The 17,928-nt window shown below is 51.0% G+C and carries 31 protein-coding genes; 26 read left to right on the forward strand and 5 right to left on the reverse strand.

What is annotated here, in order from left to right; genetic code table 11:
- Positions 1 to 9: 9 nt before the first annotated feature.
- The 24 genes from rpsC to AC4IBF_RS02055 all read left to right on the forward strand — a co-directional run bounded on the left by rpsC (position 10) and on the right by AC4IBF_RS02055 (position 11,453).
- Complete coding sequence (gene rpsC, locus AC4IBF_RS01940) at positions 10 to 711, forward strand: 30S ribosomal protein S3 (RefSeq protein ID WP_000529945.1); 702 nt, start codon at positions 10 to 12, stop codon at positions 709 to 711.
- Between the two features lie 12 nt (positions 712 to 723).
- Positions 724 to 1,134, forward strand: a complete 411-nt coding sequence (gene rplP / locus AC4IBF_RS01945) for a 50S ribosomal protein L16 (protein ID WP_002919759.1) — start codon at positions 724 to 726, stop codon at positions 1,132 to 1,134.
- Entirely contained in the window at positions 1,134 to 1,325 is a 192-nt protein-coding gene (rpmC, locus tag AC4IBF_RS01950) for a 50S ribosomal protein L29 (protein WP_003863282.1), read from the forward strand. Before rplP ends, rpmC begins: the two co-directional genes overlap by 1 nt.
- A complete protein-coding gene (gene rpsQ / locus AC4IBF_RS01955) occupies positions 1,325 to 1,579 on the forward strand; it encodes a 30S ribosomal protein S17 (protein WP_008503489.1) in 255 nt (84 codons plus the stop codon). The genes rpmC and rpsQ overlap by 1 nt, the downstream gene beginning before the upstream one ends.
- A 166-nt stretch (positions 1,580 to 1,745) precedes the next feature.
- Positions 1,746 to 2,117 (forward strand): 50S ribosomal protein L14, encoded by a 372-nt coding sequence (rplN, locus tag AC4IBF_RS01960; RefSeq protein WP_002919748.1) that lies wholly within the window; start codon positions 1,746 to 1,748, stop codon positions 2,115 to 2,117.
- Between the two features lie 10 nt (positions 2,118 to 2,127).
- Positions 2,128 to 2,442 carry a 50S ribosomal protein L24 gene (rplX, locus tag AC4IBF_RS01965; RefSeq protein ID WP_003863287.1) on the forward strand — a complete coding sequence of 105 codons (315 nt, stop codon included), beginning with the start codon at positions 2,128 to 2,130 and terminating at the stop codon, positions 2,440 to 2,442.
- A 14-nt stretch (positions 2,443 to 2,456) separates the two neighbouring features.
- Positions 2,457 to 2,996 carry a 50S ribosomal protein L5 gene (gene rplE, locus AC4IBF_RS01970; RefSeq protein WP_001096202.1) on the forward strand — a complete coding sequence of 180 codons (540 nt, stop codon included), beginning with the start codon at positions 2,457 to 2,459 and terminating at the stop codon, positions 2,994 to 2,996.
- A gap of 14 nt (positions 2,997 to 3,010) precedes the next feature.
- The gene (gene rpsN / locus AC4IBF_RS01975; RefSeq protein ID WP_003863291.1) at positions 3,011 to 3,316 is read left to right on the forward strand and encodes a 30S ribosomal protein S14; all 306 of its coding nucleotides are present in this window, start codon (positions 3,011 to 3,013) and stop codon (positions 3,314 to 3,316) included.
- Positions 3,317 to 3,346: 30 nt separating this feature from the next.
- Positions 3,347 to 3,739 (forward strand): 30S ribosomal protein S8, encoded by a 393-nt coding sequence (rpsH, locus tag AC4IBF_RS01980; RefSeq protein WP_006178918.1) that lies wholly within the window; start codon positions 3,347 to 3,349, stop codon positions 3,737 to 3,739.
- Positions 3,740 to 3,751: 12 nt separating this feature from the next.
- Positions 3,752 to 4,285 carry a 50S ribosomal protein L6 gene (rplF, locus tag AC4IBF_RS01985; RefSeq protein ID WP_003863296.1) on the forward strand — a complete coding sequence of 178 codons (534 nt, stop codon included), beginning with the start codon at positions 3,752 to 3,754 and terminating at the stop codon, positions 4,283 to 4,285.
- A gap of 9 nt (positions 4,286 to 4,294) precedes the next feature.
- On the forward strand, positions 4,295 to 4,648 hold the full coding sequence (gene rplR, locus AC4IBF_RS01990) for a 50S ribosomal protein L18 (RefSeq protein ID WP_003863297.1): 354 nt from the start codon (positions 4,295 to 4,297) through the stop codon (positions 4,646 to 4,648).
- A 14-nt stretch (positions 4,649 to 4,662) separates the two neighbouring features.
- Positions 4,663 to 5,163 carry a 30S ribosomal protein S5 gene (rpsE, locus tag AC4IBF_RS01995; protein ID WP_003863299.1) on the forward strand — a complete coding sequence of 167 codons (501 nt, stop codon included), beginning with the start codon at positions 4,663 to 4,665 and terminating at the stop codon, positions 5,161 to 5,163.
- 6 nt (positions 5,164 to 5,169) lie between these two features.
- Complete coding sequence (gene rpmD / locus AC4IBF_RS02000; protein ID WP_003863301.1) at positions 5,170 to 5,349, forward strand: 50S ribosomal protein L30; 180 nt, start codon at positions 5,170 to 5,172, stop codon at positions 5,347 to 5,349.
- Between the two features lie 3 nt (positions 5,350 to 5,352).
- On the forward strand, positions 5,353 to 5,787 hold the full coding sequence (rplO, locus tag AC4IBF_RS02005; protein WP_003863304.1) for a 50S ribosomal protein L15: 435 nt from the start codon (positions 5,353 to 5,355) through the stop codon (positions 5,785 to 5,787).
- 7 nt (positions 5,788 to 5,794) lie between these two features.
- Positions 5,795 to 7,126 carry a preprotein translocase subunit SecY gene (gene secY, locus AC4IBF_RS02010; protein WP_003863305.1) on the forward strand — a complete coding sequence of 444 codons (1,332 nt, stop codon included), beginning with the start codon at positions 5,795 to 5,797 and terminating at the stop codon, positions 7,124 to 7,126.
- A gap of 31 nt (positions 7,127 to 7,157) precedes the next feature.
- Complete coding sequence (gene rpmJ / locus AC4IBF_RS02015) at positions 7,158 to 7,274, forward strand: 50S ribosomal protein L36 (RefSeq protein ID WP_000868187.1); 117 nt, start codon at positions 7,158 to 7,160, stop codon at positions 7,272 to 7,274.
- Between the two features lie 146 nt (positions 7,275 to 7,420).
- Complete coding sequence (gene rpsM, locus AC4IBF_RS02020; protein WP_003863308.1) at positions 7,421 to 7,777, forward strand: 30S ribosomal protein S13; 357 nt, start codon at positions 7,421 to 7,423, stop codon at positions 7,775 to 7,777.
- A 16-nt stretch (positions 7,778 to 7,793) separates the two neighbouring features.
- Positions 7,794 to 8,183 carry a 30S ribosomal protein S11 gene (gene rpsK, locus AC4IBF_RS02025; protein WP_003863312.1) on the forward strand — a complete coding sequence of 130 codons (390 nt, stop codon included), beginning with the start codon at positions 7,794 to 7,796 and terminating at the stop codon, positions 8,181 to 8,183.
- 33 nt (positions 8,184 to 8,216) lie between these two features.
- A complete protein-coding gene (rpsD, locus tag AC4IBF_RS02030) occupies positions 8,217 to 8,837 on the forward strand; it encodes a 30S ribosomal protein S4 (protein WP_004868345.1) in 621 nt (206 codons plus the stop codon).
- 25 nt (positions 8,838 to 8,862) lie between these two features.
- Positions 8,863 to 9,852, forward strand: a complete 990-nt coding sequence (locus tag AC4IBF_RS02035; RefSeq protein ID WP_002919219.1) for a DNA-directed RNA polymerase subunit alpha — start codon at positions 8,863 to 8,865, stop codon at positions 9,850 to 9,852.
- A 40-nt stretch (positions 9,853 to 9,892) separates the two neighbouring features.
- Complete coding sequence (gene rplQ / locus AC4IBF_RS02040; protein WP_001216368.1) at positions 9,893 to 10,276, forward strand: 50S ribosomal protein L17; 384 nt, start codon at positions 9,893 to 9,895, stop codon at positions 10,274 to 10,276.
- Between the two features lie 107 nt (positions 10,277 to 10,383).
- Positions 10,384 to 10,752 (forward strand): DnaJ family domain-containing protein, encoded by a 369-nt coding sequence (locus tag AC4IBF_RS02045; RefSeq protein ID WP_491463129.1) that lies wholly within the window; start codon positions 10,384 to 10,386, stop codon positions 10,750 to 10,752.
- Positions 10,753 to 10,754: 2 nt separating this feature from the next.
- Positions 10,755 to 11,180 (forward strand): Zn(2+)-responsive transcriptional regulator, encoded by a 426-nt coding sequence (gene zntR, locus AC4IBF_RS02050; RefSeq protein WP_491463130.1) that lies wholly within the window; start codon positions 10,755 to 10,757, stop codon positions 11,178 to 11,180.
- Between the two features lie 57 nt (positions 11,181 to 11,237).
- A complete protein-coding gene (locus AC4IBF_RS02055) occupies positions 11,238 to 11,453 on the forward strand; it encodes an alternative ribosome-rescue factor A (protein WP_115874279.1) in 216 nt (71 codons plus the stop codon).
- Here AC4IBF_RS02055 and mscL read toward each other — a convergent pair whose 3' ends face one another.
- The 5 genes from mscL to def all read right to left on the reverse strand — a co-directional run bounded on the left by mscL (position 11,454) and on the right by def (position 16,229).
- Positions 11,454 to 11,864 (reverse strand): large-conductance mechanosensitive channel protein MscL, encoded by a 411-nt coding sequence (mscL, locus tag AC4IBF_RS02060; RefSeq protein WP_023309449.1) that lies wholly within the window; start codon positions 11,862 to 11,864, stop codon positions 11,454 to 11,456.
- Positions 11,865 to 12,010: 146 nt separating this feature from the next.
- On the reverse strand, positions 12,011 to 13,387 hold the full coding sequence (trkA, locus tag AC4IBF_RS02065; RefSeq protein WP_008503482.1) for a Trk system potassium transporter TrkA: 1,377 nt from the start codon (positions 13,385 to 13,387) through the stop codon (positions 12,011 to 12,013).
- A gap of 22 nt (positions 13,388 to 13,409) precedes the next feature.
- Complete coding sequence (gene rsmB / locus AC4IBF_RS02070) at positions 13,410 to 14,696, reverse strand: 16S rRNA (cytosine(967)-C(5))-methyltransferase RsmB (protein WP_111966071.1); 1,287 nt, start codon at positions 14,694 to 14,696, stop codon at positions 13,410 to 13,412.
- A gap of 52 nt (positions 14,697 to 14,748) precedes the next feature.
- Positions 14,749 to 15,696, reverse strand: coding sequence for a methionyl-tRNA formyltransferase (gene fmt / locus AC4IBF_RS02075; protein WP_115874278.1), 948 nt, complete (start codon positions 15,694 to 15,696; stop codon positions 14,749 to 14,751).
- Positions 15,697 to 15,719: 23 nt separating this feature from the next.
- A complete protein-coding gene (gene def, locus AC4IBF_RS02080; RefSeq protein WP_008503479.1) occupies positions 15,720 to 16,229 on the reverse strand; it encodes a peptide deformylase in 510 nt (169 codons plus the stop codon).
- A 127-nt stretch (positions 16,230 to 16,356) separates the two neighbouring features.
- Between def and dprA the strand changes: the two genes are divergently transcribed.
- Both dprA and smg read left to right on the forward strand, forming a co-directional pair.
- Positions 16,357 to 17,481, forward strand: coding sequence for a DNA-protecting protein DprA (dprA, locus tag AC4IBF_RS02085; RefSeq protein ID WP_491463131.1), 1,125 nt, complete (start codon positions 16,357 to 16,359; stop codon positions 17,479 to 17,481).
- On the forward strand, positions 17,453 to 17,926 hold the full coding sequence (smg, locus tag AC4IBF_RS02090) for a DUF494 family protein Smg (protein WP_008503477.1): 474 nt from the start codon (positions 17,453 to 17,455) through the stop codon (positions 17,924 to 17,926). The genes dprA and smg overlap by 29 nt, the downstream gene beginning before the upstream one ends.
- Positions 17,927 to 17,928: the final 2 nt, after the last annotated feature.

Here is a 17,928-nt window from a genome sequence, read left to right on the forward strand (position 1 = left end):
AGACTAGCAATGGGTCAGAAAGTACATCCTAATGGTATTCGCCTGGGTATTGTAAAACCATGGAACTCTACCTGGTTTGCGAACACCAAAGAATTCGCTGACAACCTGGACAGCGATTTTAAAGTACGTCAGTACCTGACTAAGGAACTGGCTAAAGCGTCTGTATCTCGTATCGTTATCGAGCGTCCAGCGAAGAGCATCCGTGTGACTATTCACACTGCTCGTCCTGGCATCGTTATCGGTAAGAAAGGCGAAGACGTAGAAAAACTGCGCAAGGTCGTAGCGGATATCGCTGGCGTTCCTGCACAGATCAATATCGCTGAAGTTCGTAAGCCTGAACTGGACGCTAAATTGGTTGCTGACAGCATCACTTCACAGCTGGAACGTCGTGTAATGTTCCGTCGTGCTATGAAGCGTGCTGTACAGAACGCAATGCGTCTGGGCGCTAAAGGTATCAAAGTTGAAGTTAGCGGCCGTCTGGGCGGCGCGGAAATCGCACGTACCGAATGGTACCGTGAAGGTCGCGTACCGCTGCACACTCTGCGTGCTGACATCGACTACAACACCTCTGAAGCGCACACCACTTACGGTGTAATCGGCGTTAAGGTATGGATCTTCAAAGGTGAGATCCTGGGTGGTATGGCTGCTGTTGAACAACCGGAAAAACCGGCTGCTCAACCTAAAAAGCAGCAGCGTAAAGGCCGTAAATAAGGAGCGTCGCTGATGTTACAACCAAAGCGTACAAAATTCCGTAAAGTGCACAAAGGCCGCAACCGTGGTCTGGCGCAGGGTACGGATGTTAGCTTCGGCACTTTCGGTCTGAAAGCTGTTGGCCGTGGTCGTCTGACTGCACGTCAGATCGAAGCAGCACGTCGTGCAATGACCCGTGCAGTTAAGCGTCAAGGTAAGATCTGGATCCGTGTATTCCCGGACAAACCGATCACCGAGAAGCCGCTGGAAGTTCGTATGGGTAAAGGTAAAGGTAACGTGGAGTACTGGGTTGCCTTGATCCAACCGGGCAAAGTCCTTTATGAAATGGACGGTGTTCCGGAAGAGCTGGCCCGTGAAGCCTTCGGCCTGGCAGCAGCGAAACTGCCTATCAAAACCACCTTTGTAACTAAGACGGTGATGTAATGAAAGCAAAAGAGCTGCGTGAAAAAAGCGTTGAAGAGCTGAACGCTGAGCTGCTGAACCTGCTGCGTGAGCAGTTCAACCTGCGTATGCAGGCTGCAAGTGGCCAGCTGCAACAGACTCACCTGCTGAAGCAAGTGCGTCGCAATGTTGCACGCGTTAAGACTTTACTGACTCAGAAGGCGGGTGCGTAATGACCGATAAAATCCGTACTCTGCAAGGTCGTGTTGTTAGCGACAAAATGGAGAAATCCATTGTTGTAGCTATCGAACGTATTGTGAAACACCCGATCTACGGTAAATTCATCAAGCGTACGACCAAACTGCACGTACATGACGAGAACAACGAATGTGGTATCGGCGACAAGGTTGAAATCCGTGAATGCCGCCCACTGTCCAAGACTAAGTCCTGGACGCTGGTTCGCGTTGTAGAGAAAGCGGTTCTGTAATACAGTACGCCTTCTCAATACGAATAAACGGCTCAGCGATGAGCCGTTTATTTTTTCTACCCATATTGCAGAAGCGGTGTTATAATGCCGCGCCCTCGATATGGGGCTTTTTAACGGCTCTGATTTTAGAGTCTCAGGTAGTAGTTGACATTAGCGGAGCACTAAAATGATCCAAGAACAGACTATGCTGAACGTCGCCGACAACTCCGGTGCACGTCGCGTAATGTGTATCAAGGTTCTGGGTGGCTCGCACCGTCGCTACGCAGGCGTAGGCGACATCATCAAGATCACCATCAAGGAAGCAATTCCACGTGGTAAGGTCAAAAAAGGTGATGTGCTGAAGGCGGTAGTGGTGCGCACCAAGAAGGGTGTTCGTCGCCCTGACGGTTCTGTCATTCGCTTCGATGGTAATGCATGCGTTATTTTAAACAATAACAGCGAGCAGCCTATCGGCACGCGTATCTTTGGGCCGGTAACTCGTGAACTTCGTACTGAGAAGTTCATGAAAATTATCTCTCTGGCACCAGAAGTACTCTAAGGAGCGAATCATGGCAGCGAAAATCCGTCGTGATGACGAAGTTATCGTGTTAACCGGTAAAGATAAAGGTAAACGCGGTAAAGTAAAAAATGTTCTGTCTTCCGGCAAACTTGTCGTTGAAGGTATCAACCTGGTTAAGAAACATCAGAAGCCGGTTCCGGCCCTGAACCAACCAGGTGGCATCGTTGAAAAAGAAGCTGCTATTCAGGTTTCTAACGTTGCAATCTTCAATGCGGCTACCGGCAAGGCTGACCGTGTAGGCTTTAGATTCGAAGACGGCAAAAAAGTCCGTTTCTTCAAGTCTAACAGCGAAACTATCAAGTAATTTGGAGTAGTACGATGGCGAAACTGCATGATTACTACAAAGACGAAGTAGTTAAAAAACTCATGACCGAGTTTAACTACAATTCTGTCATGCAAGTCCCTCGGGTCGAGAAGATCACCCTGAACATGGGTGTTGGTGAAGCGATCGCTGACAAGAAACTGCTGGATAACGCAGCAGCTGACCTGACAGCAATCTCCGGTCAAAAACCGCTGATCACCAAAGCACGCAAATCTGTTGCAGGCTTCAAAATCCGTCAGGGCTATCCGATCGGCTGTAAAGTAACTCTGCGTGGCGAACGCATGTGGGAGTTCTTTGAGCGCCTGATCACTATTGCTGTTCCACGTATCCGTGACTTCCGTGGCTTGTCCGCTAAGTCTTTCGACGGTCGTGGTAACTACAGCATGGGTGTCCGTGAGCAGATCATCTTCCCAGAAATCGACTACGATAAAGTCGACCGCGTGCGTGGTTTGGATATTACCATTACCACTACTGCGAAATCTGACGAAGAAGGCCGTGCTCTGCTGGCTGCCTTTGACTTCCCGTTCCGCAAGTAAGGTAGGGTTACTGAATGGCTAAGCAATCAATGAAAGCACGCGAAGTAAAGCGCGTAGCTTTAGCTGATAAATTCTTCGCTAAACGCGCTGAACTGAAAGCGATCATTTCTGATGTGAACGCTTCCGACGAAGATCGTTGGAATGCGGTTCTCAAGCTGCAGTCTCTGCCGCGTGATTCCAGCCCGTCTCGTCAGCGTAACCGCTGTCGTCAAACAGGTCGTCCACATGGTTATGTGGGCAAGTTTGGGTTGAGCCGTATCAAACTGCGTGAAGCCGCCATGCGCGGTGAAGTGCCAGGCTTGAAAAAGGCTAGCTGGTAATTACCAATTGAATCACGGGAGTAAAGACAGATGAGCATGCAAGATCCGATCGCGGATATGCTGACCCGTATCCGTAACGGTCAGGCCGCGAACAAAGTTGCGGTCACCATGCCTTCCGCCAAGCTGAAAGTGGCAATTGCCAACGTGCTGAAGGAAGAAGGTTTTATCGAAGATTTTAAAGTTGAAGGCGACACCAAGCCGGAACTGGAACTTACTCTCAAGTATTTCCAGGGTAAAGCTGTTGTAGAAAGCATTCAGCGTGTCAGCCGCCCAGGCCTGCGCATCTATAAGAAAAAAGATGAGCTGCCAAAAGTTATGGCTGGTCTTGGTATCGCAGTTGTTTCTACCTCTAAAGGTGTTATGACTGATCGTGCAGCGCGCCAGGCTGGTCTTGGTGGCGAAATTATCTGCTACGTAGCCTAATCGGAGGAAAGAATGTCTCGTGTTGCTAAAGCACCGGTCGTTATTCCTGCCGGCGTTGATGTAAAAATCGACGGTCAGGTTATTACGATCAAAGGTAAAAACGGCGAGCTGACTCGTACCCTCAACAAAGCTGTTGAAGTTAAACATGCAGATAACGCTCTGACCTTCGGTCCACGTGATGGTTTCGTGGATGGATGGGCTCAGGCTGGTACCGCGCGTGCCCTGCTGAACTCAATGGTTGTTGGTGTTACCGAAGGCTTCACTAAAAAGCTTCAGCTGGTTGGTGTAGGTTATCGTGCAGCTATCAAAGGGAATGCAGTAGGCCTGTCTCTGGGCTTCTCACACCCTGTTGAGCATCCGCTGCCGGCCGGTATCACTGCAGAATGCCCGACTCAGACTGAAATCGTGCTGAAAGGCGCTGATAAACAGCTGATCGGTCAGGTTGCAGCAGATCTGCGCGCCTACCGTCGTCCTGAGCCTTACAAAGGCAAGGGTGTTCGTTACGCCGACGAAGTCGTGCGTACCAAAGAGGCTAAGAAGAAGTAAGGTAACACTATGGATAAGAAATCTGCTCGTATCCGTCGTGCGACCCGCGCACGCCGCAAGCTCAAAGAGCTGGGTGCAACTCGCCTGGTGGTACATCGTACCCCGCGTCATATTTACGCACAGGTAATTGCACCGAACGGTTCTGAAGTTCTGGTAGCTGCTTCTACTGTAGAAAAAGCTATCTCAGAACAATTGAAGTACACCGGTAACAAAGACGCCGCTGCAGCTGTAGGTAAAGCTGTTGCTGAACGCGCTCTGGAAAAAGGCATCAGCAATGTTTCCTTTGACCGTTCCGGGTTCCAATATCATGGTCGTGTCCAGGCACTGGCAGATGCTGCCCGTGAAGCTGGCCTTCAGTTCTAAGGTAGAGGTGTAAGATGGCTCACATCGAAAAACAGGCTGGCGAACTGCAGGAAAAGCTGATCGCGGTAAACCGCGTATCTAAAACCGTTAAAGGTGGTCGTATTTTCTCCTTCACAGCTCTGACTGTAGTAGGCGATGGTAACGGTCGCGTTGGTTTTGGTTACGGTAAAGCGCGTGAAGTTCCAGCAGCGATCCAGAAAGCGATGGAAAAAGCCCGTCGCAACATGATTAACGTCGCGCTGAACAACGGCACCCTGCAGCACCCAGTTAAAGGTGTTCACACGGGTTCTCGTGTATTCATGCAGCCAGCTTCAGAAGGTACCGGTATCATCGCCGGTGGTGCAATGCGCGCCGTTCTGGAAGTTGCTGGGGTTCATAACGTTCTGGCTAAAGCATATGGTTCCACCAACCCGATCAACGTGGTTCGTGCAACTATTGATGGCCTGGAAAATATGAATTCTCCAGAAATGGTCGCTGCCAAGCGTGGTAAATCCGTTGAAGAAATTCTGGGGTAATTGACCATGGCAAAGACTATTAAAATCACTCAAACCCGCAGTGCAATCGGTCGTCTGCCGAAACACAAGGCAACGCTGCTTGGCCTGGGTCTGCGTCGTATTGGTCATACCGTTGAGCGCGAGGATACTCCTGCTGTTCGTGGTATGGTCAACGCGGTTTACTTCATGGTTAAAGTTGAGGAGTAAGAGATGCGTTTAAATACTCTGTCTCCGGCCGAAGGCTCTAAAAAGGCGGGTAAACGCCTGGGTCGTGGTATCGGTTCTGGCCTCGGTAAAACTGGTGGTCGTGGTCACAAAGGTCAGAACTCTCGTTCTGGCGGTGGCGTACGTCGCGGTTTCGAGGGTGGCCAGATGCCACTGTACCGTCGTCTGCCGAAGTTCGGCTTCACCTCTCGCAAAGCAGCGATCACAGCGGAAATCCGTCTGTCTGACCTGGCGAAAGTTGAAGGCGGCGTTGTAGACCTGAACACGCTGAAAGCAGCAAACATTATCGGTATTCAGATCGAGTTCGCGAAAGTGATCCTGGCTGGTGAAGTTTCTACTCCGGTAACTGTTCGTGGCCTGCGTGTTACTAAAGGTGCTCGTGCTGCTATCGAAGCTGCTGGCGGTAAAATTGAGGAATAAGTAGCAGATGGCTAAGCAACCGGGATTAGATTTTCAAAGTGCCAAAGGTGGATTTGGCGAGCTGAAACGCAGACTGCTGTTTGTTATCGGCGCGCTGATTGTGTTCCGTATTGGCTCTTTTATTCCGATCCCTGGTATCGATGCCGCTGTACTTGCCAAACTGCTTGAGCAACAGCGAGGCACCATCATTGAAATGTTCAACATGTTCTCTGGTGGTGCTCTCAGCCGTGCTTCTATCTTTGCATTGGGTATTATGCCGTACATTTCGGCATCTATTATTATCCAGCTGCTGACGGTCGTTCATCCGGCCCTGGCAGAGTTGAAGAAAGAAGGGGAGTCTGGACGTCGTAAGATTAGTCAGTACACCCGTTACGGTACTCTGGTGCTGGCAATATTCCAGTCGATCGGTATTGCTACCGGTCTGCCGAATATGCCTGGTATGCAGGGCCTGGTGTTAAACCCGGGCTTTGCATTCTACTTCACCGCTGTTGTAAGTCTGGTCACAGGGACAATGTTCCTGATGTGGCTCGGCGAACAGATTACTGAGCGTGGTATCGGTAACGGTATCTCAATCATCATCTTCGCCGGTATTGTTGCGGGCCTCCCGCCAGCCATCGCCCATACTATCGAGCAAGCGCGTCAAGGCGACCTGCACTTCCTCCTGTTGCTGTTGGTTGCAGTATTAGTATTTGCAGTGACGTTCTTTGTTGTCTTCGTTGAACGTGGTCAACGCCGCATTGTGGTGAACTACGCTAAACGTCAGCAAGGTCGTCGTGTCTATGCTGCACAGAGCACACATTTACCGCTGAAAGTGAACATGGCGGGGGTTATCCCGGCTATCTTCGCTTCCAGTATTATTCTGTTCCCGGCGACCATCGCGTCATGGTTCGGGGGCGGTACTGGTTGGAACTGGCTGACAACAATTTCGCTGTATTTGCAGCCTGGGCAACCACTTTATGTGTTACTCTATGCGTCTGCGATCATCTTCTTCTGTTTCTTCTACACGGCGTTGGTCTTCAACCCGCGTGAAACAGCAGATAACCTGAAGAAGTCCGGTGCATTTGTACCAGGAATTCGTCCGGGAGAGCAAACGGCGAAGTATATCGATAAAGTAATGACCCGCCTGACTTTGGTTGGTGCGCTCTATATTACTTTTATCTGCCTGATCCCGGAGTTCATGCGTGATGCAATGAAAGTACCGTTCTACTTCGGTGGGACCTCACTGCTTATCGTTGTTGTCGTGATTATGGACTTTATGGCTCAAGTGCAAACTCTGATGATGTCCAGTCAGTATGAGTCTGCATTGAAGAAGGCGAACCTGAAAGGCTACGGCCGCTAATTGGTCGCCTGAGAAGTTACGGAGAGTAAAAATGAAAGTTCGTGCTTCCGTCAAGAAATTATGCCGTAACTGCAAAATCGTTAAGCGTGATGGTGTCATCCGTGTGATTTGCAGTGCCGAGCCGAAGCATAAACAGCGCCAAGGCTGATTATTTCGCATATTTTTCTTGCAAAGTTGGGTTGAGCTGGCTAGATTAGCCAGCCAATCTTTTGTATGTCTGTACGTTTCCATTTGAGTATCCTGAAAACGGGCTTTTCAGCATGGTGCGTACATATTAAATAGTAGGAGTGCATAGTGGCCCGTATAGCAGGCATTAACATTCCTGATCAGAAACATGCTGTGATCGCATTAACTTCGATCTACGGCGTCGGCAAGACCCGTTCTAAAGCCATTCTGGCTGCAGCGGGTATCGCTGAAGATGTTAAGATCAGTGAGCTGTCTGAAGAACAAATCGACACGCTGCGTGACGAAGTTGCCAAATTTGTCGTTGAAGGTGATCTGCGCCGTGAAATCAGCATGAGCATCAAGCGCCTGATGGATCTTGGTTGCTATCGCGGTTTGCGTCATCGTCGTGGTCTGCCAGTGCGCGGTCAGCGTACTAAGACCAACGCACGTACCCGTAAGGGTCCGCGCAAACCGATCAAGAAATAATCGGGGTGATTGAATAATGGCAAAGGCACCAGTTCGTGCACGTAAACGTGTAAGAAAACAAGTCTCTGACGGCGTGGCTCATATCCATGCTTCTTTCAACAACACCATCGTTACTATTACTGATCGTCAGGGTAACGCATTGGGTTGGGCAACAGCCGGTGGTTCCGGTTTCCGTGGTTCTCGCAAATCCACTCCGTTCGCAGCTCAGGTTGCAGCAGAGCGTTGCGCTGAAGCCGTAAAAGAATACGGCATCAAGAATCTGGAAGTTATGGTTAAAGGTCCGGGTCCGGGTCGTGAATCTACTGTTCGCGCTCTGAACGCCGCTGGTTTCCGCATCACGAATATTACTGATGTGACTCCGATCCCTCATAACGGTTGTCGTCCGCCGAAAAAACGTCGCGTATAACGCTCCGTTTTTTAGGTTAGTTGGAGATAGAAAATGGCAAGATATTTGGGTCCTAAGCTCAAGCTGAGCCGTCGTGAGGGCACCGACTTATTCCTTAAGTCTGGCGTTCGCGCGATCGATACCAAGTGTAAAATTGAACAAGCTCCTGGCCAGCACGGTGCGCGTAAACCGCGTCTGTCTGACTATGGTGTGCAGTTGCGTGAAAAGCAAAAAGTTCGCCGTATGTACGGTGTGCTGGAGCGTCAGTTCCGTAACTACTATAAAGAAGCAGCACGTCTGAAAGGCAACACAGGTGAAAACCTGCTGGCTCTGCTGGAAGGTCGTCTGGACAACGTTGTATACCGTATGGGCTTCGGCGCTACTCGTGCTGAATCACGTCAGCTGGTTAGCCACAAAGCAATCATGGTAAACGGTCGTGTTGTTAACATCGCTTCTTATCAGGTTAAAGCGAATGACGTTGTTAGCATTCGTGAGAAAGCGAAAAAGCAATCTCGCGTGAAGGCCGCTCTGGAGCTGGCTGAGCAGCGTGAAAAGCCAACCTGGCTGGAAGTTGATGCTGGCAAGATGGAAGGTACGTTCAAGCGTCAGCCAGAACGTTCTGATCTGTCTGCGGACATTAACGAACACCTGATCGTCGAGCTTTACTCCAAGTAAAGCTTAGTACCAAAGAGAGGACACAATGCAGGGTTCTGTGACAGAGTTTCTAAAACCGCGCCTGGTAGATATCGAGCAAGTGAGTTCGACGCACGCCAAGGTGACCCTTGAGCCTTTAGAGCGTGGCTTTGGCCATACTCTGGGTAACGCACTGCGCCGTATTCTGCTCTCATCGATGCCGGGTTGCGCGGTGACCGAGGTTGAGATTGATGGTGTACTTCATGAGTACAGCACCAAAGAAGGCGTTCAGGAAGATATCCTTGAAATCCTGCTCAACCTGAAAGGGCTGGCGGTGAGAGTTCAGGGTAAAGATGAAGTTATTCTTACTCTGAATAAATCTGGCATTGGCCCTGTGACTGCAGCCGACATCACCCACGACGGTGATGTTGAAATCGTCAAGCCGCAGCACGTGATCTGCCACCTGACCGATGAGAACGCAGCGATTAGCATGCGTATCAAAGTTCAGCGCGGTCGTGGTTATGTGCCGGCTTCTGCCCGAATTCATTCGGAAGAAGATGAGCGCCCAATCGGCCGTCTGCTGGTCGACGCATGCTACAGCCCTGTAGAGCGTATTGCCTACAATGTTGAAGCAGCGCGTGTAGAACAGCGTACCGACCTGGACAAGCTGGTCATCGAAATGGAAACCAACGGCACAATCGATCCTGAAGAGGCGATTCGTCGTGCGGCAACCATCCTGGCAGAACAACTGGAAGCTTTCGTTGACTTACGTGATGTACGTCAGCCGGAAGTGAAAGAAGAGAAACCAGAATTCGATCCGATCCTGCTGCGCCCTGTTGACGATCTCGAGTTGACTGTCCGCTCTGCTAACTGCCTCAAGGCAGAAGCTATCCACTATATCGGTGATCTGGTACAGCGTACCGAGGTTGAGTTGCTGAAAACGCCGAACCTGGGTAAAAAATCTCTTACTGAGATTAAAGACGTGCTGGCTTCTCGTGGTCTGTCTCTGGGCATGCGCCTGGAAAACTGGCCACCGGCAAGCATTGCTGACGAGTAACCGGATCACAGGTTAAGGTTTTACTGAGAAGGATAAGGTCATGCGCCATCGTAAGAGTGGTCGTCAACTGAACCGCAACAGCAGCCATCGCCAGGCTATGTTCCGCAACATGGCAGGTTCACTGGTTCGTCATGAGATCATCAAGACGACCCTGCCTAAAGCGAAAGAGCTGCGTCGCGTAGTTGAGCCGCTGATTACTCTTGCCAAGACTGACAGCGTTGCTAATCGTCGTCTGGCATTCGCCCGTACTCGTGATAACGAGATCGTGGCAAAACTGTTTAACGAACTGGGCCCGCGTTTCGCGAGCCGTGCAGGTGGTTACACTCGCATTCTGAAGTGTGGTTTCCGTGCAGGCGACAACGCGCCGATGGCTTACATCGAGCTGGTTGATCGTTCAGAGAAAGCAGAAGCTGCTGCAGAGTAATCTGCAGTAACGTAAAAAAACCCGCTTCGGCGGGTTTTTTTATATCCGCGATATCCCCACTTCTCTACAATATCTGTATCAATTCTGTTCATCTCCTGGAGCGGGTAATGTGGTTGCTTGACCAGTGGGCAGAACGCCATATTCGTGATGCCCAAAAAAAAGGTGAATTCGACGATCTTCCGGGAAGCGGCGAACCTCTTGTGCTTGACGATGACTCGCACATCTCGCCTGAACTACGGGCGGGCTACCGTTTACTGAAAAATGCAGGCTGTCTCCCTCCGGAGCTTGAACAGCGTAGAGAGGCTGTTGAACTGGCCGATCTGCTTAAAGGCATCCGTCAGGACGATCCGCGACATTCTGAACTTAGCCGTCGTCTCGCCCTGATTGAACTCAAGCTTCGCCAGGCAGGAATGAACACTGACTTTCTGCACGGTGAATACGGTGAACGCTTGTTGCGAAGAATAAACGAGGAGTAGCTATGTACCGTATCGGTGAACTTGCGAAGCTCGCGAACGTGACGCCGGATACTATCCGATATTACGAAAAGCAGCAGATGATCGATCATGAAGTTCGTACTGAAGGTGGCTTTCGACTTTATACCGATAACGATCTGCAGCGCCTGCGGTTTATTCGTTATGCGCGCCAGCTCGGCTTCACATTAGACTCGATCCGCGAGCTATTATCGATCCGCATCGATCCGGCACATCACACCTGCCAGGAGTCTAAAAGCATTGTGCAGGCCCGTCTGGATGAAGTGGAAGCACGCATTCAGGAGCTGCAAACCATGCAGCGATCTCTGCAAAGGCTGAATGATGCCTGCTGCGGTACGACCCACAGCAGTATTTATTGTTCCATTCTCGAAGCCCTTGAACAGGGGGCCAGTGGAGAAACGCAGGGCTGTTGATTTTTAGTCAAACCGGGTCTAGACTCCCGTCGTCATAAACCAAGCTCAGGAGAATTTATGAGCCGCTATCAGCACACGAAAGGTCAGATCAAAGACAATGCCATTGAGGCACTACTTCACGACCCGCTATTCAGACAGCGCGTTGAGAAGAATAAAAAAGGGAAAGGAAGTTATCTGCGTAAAGACAAGCATGAAAAACGGGGTAACTGGGAGGCCAGTGGCAAGCAAGCGAATCGCTTATTTACCACTGGCCTTCCTGCTTTAAGCTCTTGATTAAACGCGGTTGTTCTGCTCTTTTAACAGATCGCGGATCTCACTCAGCAGCACTTCTTCTTTCGTTGGTGCAGGTGCTGCAGCTGGCTCTTCTTTCTTACGATTGAGCCTGTTGATCAGCTTGATAGCCATAAAAATGGCAAACGCGACAATCACAAAATCAAATACGTTCTGAATAAAAACGCCGTAGTGCATCACGACTGCCGGCACATCACCCTGTGCTTCACGCAGCGTGAAAGCGAACTGTTTGAAATCAATGCCCCCGATTAACAACCCTAAAGGTGGCATGATAATGTCGGCCACTAATGATGAAACAATCTTGCCGAATGCCGCACCAATAATGACACCCACAGCTAAATCCACCACGTTCCCGCGCATCGCAAATTCGCGAAATTCTTTAATAAAACTCATTGTTCTCTCCTTGTGCCAGCTGACGAGTTTAAGTTTAACAAATGATTAGCCAATTGCCATTCGGGATAATTAAACATTATAAAAAATAAAAGGCACAGAAATGAAAAGGATAAAGTAAGGGTGCTCTTTCTGGAGCACCCAATTCTTTAAAGGAAGAATGGACTTGGCTGGAATAAACGTTCGACGTCGGTAATAAACTTTTTATCGGTAAGGAACATAATAACGTGATCGCCTTGCTCAATTCGTAAATTATCATTGGCAATCATGACATCATTCCCGCGCACAACGGCGCCGATGATCGTGCCTGGTGGAAGCTTAATTTCATCGATTGACCGGCCCACGACGCGTGACGTGGTTTCATCTCCGTGAGCAACAGCTTCAATGGCTTCCGCCACGCCACGGCGGAGCGATGACACACCGACAATATCCGCTTTACGAACATGGCTCAGAAGCGCTGAAATTGTTGCCTGCTGAGGCGAAATGGCAATATCAATAACGCTGCCCTGAACCAGATCGACATACGCCTTGCGCTGGATAAGCACCATGACTTTTTTTGCCCCCATGCGCTTCGCGAGCATGGCGGACATTATATTTGCCTCGTCATCGTTGGTGACGGCAATAAAGAGATCGACTTGATCAATATGCTCTTCAGCCAGTAGCTCCTGATCGGACGCATCACCATAAAATACGATCGTATTTTGAAGTTTTTCCGCCAGTTCAGCAGCACGCTGTTGATCGCGCTCGATCAACTTCACGCTGTAATCTTTTTCTAACCGATGTGCCAGACCTGCACCGATATTGCCGCCGCCGACCAGCATAATGCGTTTATAGGGTTTTTCGAGACGCTGTAGTTCACTCATCACCGCACGAATATGCTGTGAGGCCGCAATAAAGAAGACCTCATCACCGGCTTCGACAATCGTGGAGCCCTGCGGGCGAATGGGTCTGTCGTGACGGAAAATGGCTGCGACGCGCGTATCGATATGCGGCATGTGCTCGCGCATGGTGGAAAGCGCATTGCCAATCAATGGTCCGCCGTAATAGGCCTTAACCACTGCCAGACTCACTTTGCCCTCGGCAAAGTTTACCACCTGCAGGGCACCCGGATATTCGATCAGGCGGTAGATATTGTCGATAACCAGCTGTTCTGGGGCGATGAGATGATCAATAGGGACCGCTTCTGAGTTAAACAGCTTCTCAGCATCGCGGACATAGTCCGGAGAGCGGATGCGCGCGATTCGGTTTGGCGTGTTGAAAAGCGAGTAGGCCACCTGACAGGCCACCATATTAGTTTCGTCAGAACTGGTTACCGCAACCAGCATGTCGGCATCGTCGGCGCCTGCCTCACGAAGAACACGTGGGTGCGAACCATGACCCTGCACCACGCGCAGGTCAAATTTGTCCTGTAAAACACGCAGGCGATCGCCGTTGGTATCAACTATGGTGATGTCGTTGTTTTCCCCAACCAGGTTTTCCGCCAGCGTTCCGCCAACCTGTCCTGCGCCCAGAATGATAATCTTCATATCTCGTGACCTGTTCTCAACATCACTCTTTGATTAGCTTAGCGTAAAAGAAGCCATCACCCTCTTCTGCACCCGGCAGATTCTGCTGACCCGGGCATTCAGGCGTTCCCGTATCGCGCAGCGCTGCATCCGGGGTACGCTTAAGGAAGGCCGCGATTTGCTGACTGTTTTCTTCCGGCAGCACTGAGCAGGTCGCATAGACCAGCGTGCCGCCGGGTTTAAGATGTGGCCAGATGGCGTCGAGAATGTCGGATTGCAGTTGGGCAAGCTCGTTAATATCACGATCGCGACGCAGCCACTTGATATCCGGATGACGACGAATCACGCCGGTGGCAGAGCAGGGGGCATCCAGCAAAATGCGATCGAATTGTGTTTCGCCACACCATTCTGCTGGTTTGCGTCCATCGCCTTGCTTAACCTGTGCCTTCATGCCCAGGCGCTTGAGGTTGTCGTAGACGCGTGAAAGACGCTGCTCATCAACGTCCACTGCCATCACGCTGGCCTGCGGAGCCACTTCAAGAATATGCGTCGTTTTGCCCCCTGGTGCGGCGCAGAGATCGAGGATCTGCTCACCGTTTTGGGGTTCAAGCCAGGTCATGCAACCCTGAGCCGAGGCATCCTGTACAGTTACCCAACCGTCTTCAAAGCCGGGCAGTGCATGTACCGGTGCAGGCGATGCTAAGCGCACGGCATCAGGGTATGCGTCATGGGTGAAGCCGCTCATTCCAGCTTCTTCAAGTAATGCCAGCCATGCGTCACGGGTGTGGTGATTACGATTCACGCGTAACCACATTGGTGGACGCTGGTTGTTAGCATCGGCAATGTCCTGCCATTGCTGCGGATAAGCTTTTTTCAGGCGCTTCAACAGCCAGTCCGGATGCAGGAAGCGCGCTTCGCTTTGGGCAAATTCAGCCAGAAGCTCTTCCTGCTGTCTCTGGAACTGACGCAGTACGCCGTTGATCAGCCCTTTCAGCTGAGGACGTTTAATCGCAACGGCACCTTCCACCGTCTCTGCCAGCGCGGCATGGGGTGGGATGCGGGTATGAAGAAGCTGATAAAAACCCACCATAATCAAATAGTGTACGGTGCGCTGTTTGCCTGTCATTGGGCGTGACATCAGCTTATTAATCAACCACTCAAGTTGAGAAAGCGTGCGCAGGACGCCAAAGCAAAGCTCCTGAAGCAGGGCTTTATCCTTATCAGAGACTTTTTGCTGCAGGGGAGGCAGGACATTGCTCAATGACTGGCCCTGCTCAATAACCTGCTCGACGGCCTGAGCCGCCATACTGCGTAGATTTTGTTTTTTCATAACCGTAAAAATAAAAATGCCCGGAAACACCGGGCCTTAAGAATAAATTTGCTCAGGCAAGACGGTTGCCCGGGATAAACCATTCGCGACGGGAATTTAACAGATCCTGAGCGCTCATGGCTTTCTTACCGGCCGGTTGGAGCGATTCAAGATTCAATATCCCTTGTCCAGTCGCCACCTGGATGCCGTTCTTGTTGGCGTCAACAATCGTACCGGGTTCAGCCGTGGTAGTACCGCTAATGACGGAGGCTTTCCACACTTTCACCGGCTGCTCATCAATCTCTATCCAGCTCATCGGCCACGGATTGAAAGCGCGAATGCAGCGTTCAAGCTGAGCGGCCGACAGGGACCAGTCGATCCGCGCTTCTTCTTTGCTCAGCTTTTCGGCATATGTCACCAGCGCGTCATCCTGAACTTCCGGTTTCGCCGTATTGTCAGCAAGCTGCTGGAGCGTCTCGATAAGCCCTTGTGGACCGAGGTCTGCCAGTTTGTCATACAGCGTGGCGCTGGTATCGTCTGACGTAATGGGGCAGGCCAGTTTATACAGCATATCGCCGGTGTCTAAACCTACGTCCATCTTCATAATGGTAACGCCCGTTTCGGCATCACCAGCCCACAGCGAGCGCTGAATAGGTGCAGCACCACGCCAGCGCGGGAGCAAAGACCCATGCACGTTGATGCAACCCAGGCGAGGCATATCGAGCACAGCTTTTGGCAGGATTAAACCGTAAGCCACCACCACCATTACGTCGGCATTTAGGTCAGCGACCAGCTGCTGATTTTCCTGTGGGCGTAACGATGCGGGCTGGAAAACGGGTAGCCCATGCTCTTCTGCCAGCACTTTTACCGGGCTGGGCATCAGTTTTTTGCCGCGACCAGCAGGACGGTCCGGCTGGGTAAAGACGCCAACAACCTTGTGACCAGAAGATAACAGCGCGTCAAGATGACGCGCTGCAAAATCAGGGGTTCCCGCGAAGATAATTCGTAGTGTTTTAGACACGGTGATCCTTGTATCCGGGGGCGTTATGCGCGAGAACGCAAACGATCCAGTTTTTCTACTTTCTGACGAATACGCTGCTGTTTCAGCGGTGAGAGGTAATCGATAAAAAGTTTACCGACAAGGTGATCCATCTCATGCTGAATACAAATCGCCAGCAGGTCATCTGCTTCCAGTTCGAACGGATTACCGTCACGATCCAGGGCGCGAATTTTCACCTTTTCAGCTCGCGGCACTAACGCACGCTGTTCAGGAATAGACAGACAGCCTTCCTCAATACCGGTTTCGCCACTCTTTTCGAGCAGCTCAGGGTTGATCAGCACCAGGCGGCCATCGCGATTTTCAGAAACATCAATCACGATAATACGCTTATGAATGTCTACCTGCGTCGCCGCCAGACCAATGCCTTCTTCGGCGTACATGGTATCGAACATATCATCAACGATACGCTGGATTTCTGCATTCACTTCTTTGACCGGTTCAGCGACGATGCGAAGGCGCTCGTCCGGAATATGTAACACTTGCAAAACTGCCATAAATTTCCAGAGTCGTGTTCAGGAGTTGATAAGAATACTATCTCTATTCTAGACAAATCCCCCATCGATTGACAGCATCAGTGACCAATCGCAATGATTGCGGAGGCCGCTTATGGCAGGGGAAAGGATGACGTTGACCGAGATATGGCTACGGCTAATACACACAGGGTCTCTGTGTGGTGATGTAATGCTGGAAGCGGCTGCACGACTGCAGAAGCAGGAAGGCATCGACACGCTTGTCTTAAGAAATGCTGGACTGACAGCAAAGCAGGCTGAACGGTTCTTTGCGTTCAATGAGAGTGAGCTGGAACGTAGCCTGCTATGGCTTGAACAGCCGGGGCATCATTTATTAACGGCCAACCATCCCCTTTATCCCCCTTTGCTCCGCACGATCCCTGATTATCCCGGTGCATTATTCATAAAAGGTAACCCAGAGACGCTTAATACCGTTCAGCTGGCGGTGGTAGGCAGTCGTGCGCCGTCATGGTACGGCGAGCGATGGGGGAAAATCCTGTGCGAACAGCTTACACAAAGTGGTTTCACGATTACCAGCGGGCTGGCCTGCGGTATTGACGGCGTTGCCCACAGCGCGGCGCTGTCAGTAAAAGGGCGAAGTGTCGCGGTGCTGGGGAACGGTCTTTTTAGCATTTATCCACGCCGACATCAGGCATTGGCGATGCGGCTTATTGAGTCTGACGGCGCGATAGTGTCTGAGTTTCCGCTTTCCGCGCAGCCCCGACCGGCAAACTTTCCGCGTCGTAATCGCATCATCAGCGGCCTTAGCAAAGGCGTGTTGGTCGTTGAAGCCGCGCGGCGAAGCGGTTCGCTGGTCACGGCACGGTGCGCGCTCGAACAGGGGCGAGAAGTCTTCGCCTTGCCAGGCCCGATAGGTAATCCTGGATGCGAGGGACCGCACTGGCTGATTAAGCAGGGGGCAACACCGGTAACGGAAGTAGGGGATATTCTTGAAAATTTGCAATATGGGCTGCAATGGCTGCAGGAAGATCCCGAAAAGCGACAATATTCATCAGATCAGGGAAAGGTGGCATTGCCATTTCCCAAGCTCCTGGCTAACGTAGGAGATGAGGTAACACCTGTTGACGTTGTCGCTGAACGTGCCGGCCAACCTGTGCCAGTAACGGTAGCACAGCTACTCGAACTGGAGTTAGCAGGGTGGATCGCAGCTGTACCCGGCGGCTATGTCCGATTAAGGAGGGCATGCCATGTTCGACGTACTGATGTATTTGTTTGAGACTTACATCCATAACGAAGCAGAAATGCGAGTGGATCAGGACAAATTGACACAGGATCTTACCGATGCGGGGTTTGAGCGGGAAGACATCTATAATGCGTTGATGTGGCTGGAAAAACTGGCTGATTATCAGGAAGGCCTCGCCGAACCGATGCAGCTTGCTTCTGATCCATTGTCAGTACGCATTTATACCGCTGAAGAGTGTGAAAGGCTGGACGCCAGCTGCCGGGGATTCATCTTATTCCTTGAGCAGATTCAGGTGCTGAACCTCGAAACGAGAGAAATGGTGATAGAGCGCGTCATGGCGCTGGATACGGCAGAATTCGAACTGGAAGATCTCAAATGGGTGATCCTGATGGTTCTGTTTAATATCCCGGGCTGTGAAAATGCCTATCAGCAAATGGAAGAATTACTCTTTGAAGTGAATGAAGGTATGCTGCACTAATT

The sequence above is a fragment of the Enterobacter sp. Taxon_8 genome, from assembly GCF_058354585.1.

Excerpts from the sequence above, each read along its gene's own strand:
- rpmJ (WP_000868187.1), top strand. The coding sequence starts at position 7,158 with ATGAAAGTTCGTGCTTCCGTCAAGAAATTATGCCGTAACTGCAAAATC.
- rplQ (WP_001216368.1), top strand. The coding sequence starts at position 9,893 with ATGCGCCATCGTAAGAGTGGTCGTCAACTGAACCGCAACAGCAGCCAT.
- rpsD (WP_004868345.1), top strand. The coding sequence starts at position 8,217 with ATGGCAAGATATTTGGGTCCTAAGCTCAAGCTGAGCCGTCGTGAGGGC.
- secY (WP_003863305.1), top strand. The coding sequence starts at position 5,795 with ATGGCTAAGCAACCGGGATTAGATTTTCAAAGTGCCAAAGGTGGATTT.
- AC4IBF_RS02035 (WP_002919219.1), top strand. The coding sequence starts at position 8,863 with ATGCAGGGTTCTGTGACAGAGTTTCTAAAACCGCGCCTGGTAGATATC.
- trkA (WP_008503482.1), bottom strand. The coding sequence starts at position 13,387 with ATGAAGATTATCATTCTGGGCGCAGGACAGGTTGGCGGAACGCTGGCG.
- rplF (WP_003863296.1), top strand. The coding sequence starts at position 3,752 with ATGTCTCGTGTTGCTAAAGCACCGGTCGTTATTCCTGCCGGCGTTGAT.
- rplN (WP_002919748.1), top strand. The coding sequence starts at position 1,746 with ATGATCCAAGAACAGACTATGCTGAACGTCGCCGACAACTCCGGTGCA.
- rpsK (WP_003863312.1), top strand. The coding sequence starts at position 7,794 with ATGGCAAAGGCACCAGTTCGTGCACGTAAACGTGTAAGAAAACAAGTC.
- rplX (WP_003863287.1), top strand. The coding sequence starts at position 2,128 with ATGGCAGCGAAAATCCGTCGTGATGACGAAGTTATCGTGTTAACCGGT.
- def (WP_008503479.1), bottom strand. The coding sequence starts at position 16,229 with ATGGCAGTTTTGCAAGTGTTACATATTCCGGACGAGCGCCTTCGCATC.
- rpsQ (WP_008503489.1), top strand. The coding sequence starts at position 1,325 with ATGACCGATAAAATCCGTACTCTGCAAGGTCGTGTTGTTAGCGACAAA.
- smg (WP_008503477.1), top strand. The coding sequence starts at position 17,453 with ATGTTCGACGTACTGATGTATTTGTTTGAGACTTACATCCATAACGAA.
- dprA (WP_491463131.1), top strand. The coding sequence starts at position 16,357 with ATGACGTTGACCGAGATATGGCTACGGCTAATACACACAGGGTCTCTG.
- rsmB (WP_111966071.1), bottom strand. The coding sequence starts at position 14,696 with ATGAAAAAACAAAATCTACGCAGTATGGCGGCTCAGGCCGTCGAGCAG.
- rpsE (WP_003863299.1), top strand. The coding sequence starts at position 4,663 with ATGGCTCACATCGAAAAACAGGCTGGCGAACTGCAGGAAAAGCTGATC.
- rplO (WP_003863304.1), top strand. The coding sequence starts at position 5,353 with ATGCGTTTAAATACTCTGTCTCCGGCCGAAGGCTCTAAAAAGGCGGGT.
- rpmC (WP_003863282.1), top strand. The coding sequence starts at position 1,134 with ATGAAAGCAAAAGAGCTGCGTGAAAAAAGCGTTGAAGAGCTGAACGCT.
- AC4IBF_RS02045 (WP_491463129.1), top strand. The coding sequence starts at position 10,384 with ATGTGGTTGCTTGACCAGTGGGCAGAACGCCATATTCGTGATGCCCAA.
- mscL (WP_023309449.1), bottom strand. The coding sequence starts at position 11,864 with ATGAGTTTTATTAAAGAATTTCGCGAATTTGCGATGCGCGGGAACGTG.
- rplP (WP_002919759.1), top strand. The coding sequence starts at position 724 with ATGTTACAACCAAAGCGTACAAAATTCCGTAAAGTGCACAAAGGCCGC.
- rpsH (WP_006178918.1), top strand. The coding sequence starts at position 3,347 with ATGAGCATGCAAGATCCGATCGCGGATATGCTGACCCGTATCCGTAAC.
- rpsN (WP_003863291.1), top strand. The coding sequence starts at position 3,011 with ATGGCTAAGCAATCAATGAAAGCACGCGAAGTAAAGCGCGTAGCTTTA.
- rpmD (WP_003863301.1), top strand. The coding sequence starts at position 5,170 with ATGGCAAAGACTATTAAAATCACTCAAACCCGCAGTGCAATCGGTCGT.
- zntR (WP_491463130.1), top strand. The coding sequence starts at position 10,755 with ATGTACCGTATCGGTGAACTTGCGAAGCTCGCGAACGTGACGCCGGAT.
- AC4IBF_RS02055 (WP_115874279.1), top strand. The coding sequence starts at position 11,238 with ATGAGCCGCTATCAGCACACGAAAGGTCAGATCAAAGACAATGCCATT.
- rplR (WP_003863297.1), top strand. The coding sequence starts at position 4,295 with ATGGATAAGAAATCTGCTCGTATCCGTCGTGCGACCCGCGCACGCCGC.
- rpsC (WP_000529945.1), top strand. The coding sequence starts at position 10 with ATGGGTCAGAAAGTACATCCTAATGGTATTCGCCTGGGTATTGTAAAA.
- rplE (WP_001096202.1), top strand. The coding sequence starts at position 2,457 with ATGGCGAAACTGCATGATTACTACAAAGACGAAGTAGTTAAAAAACTC.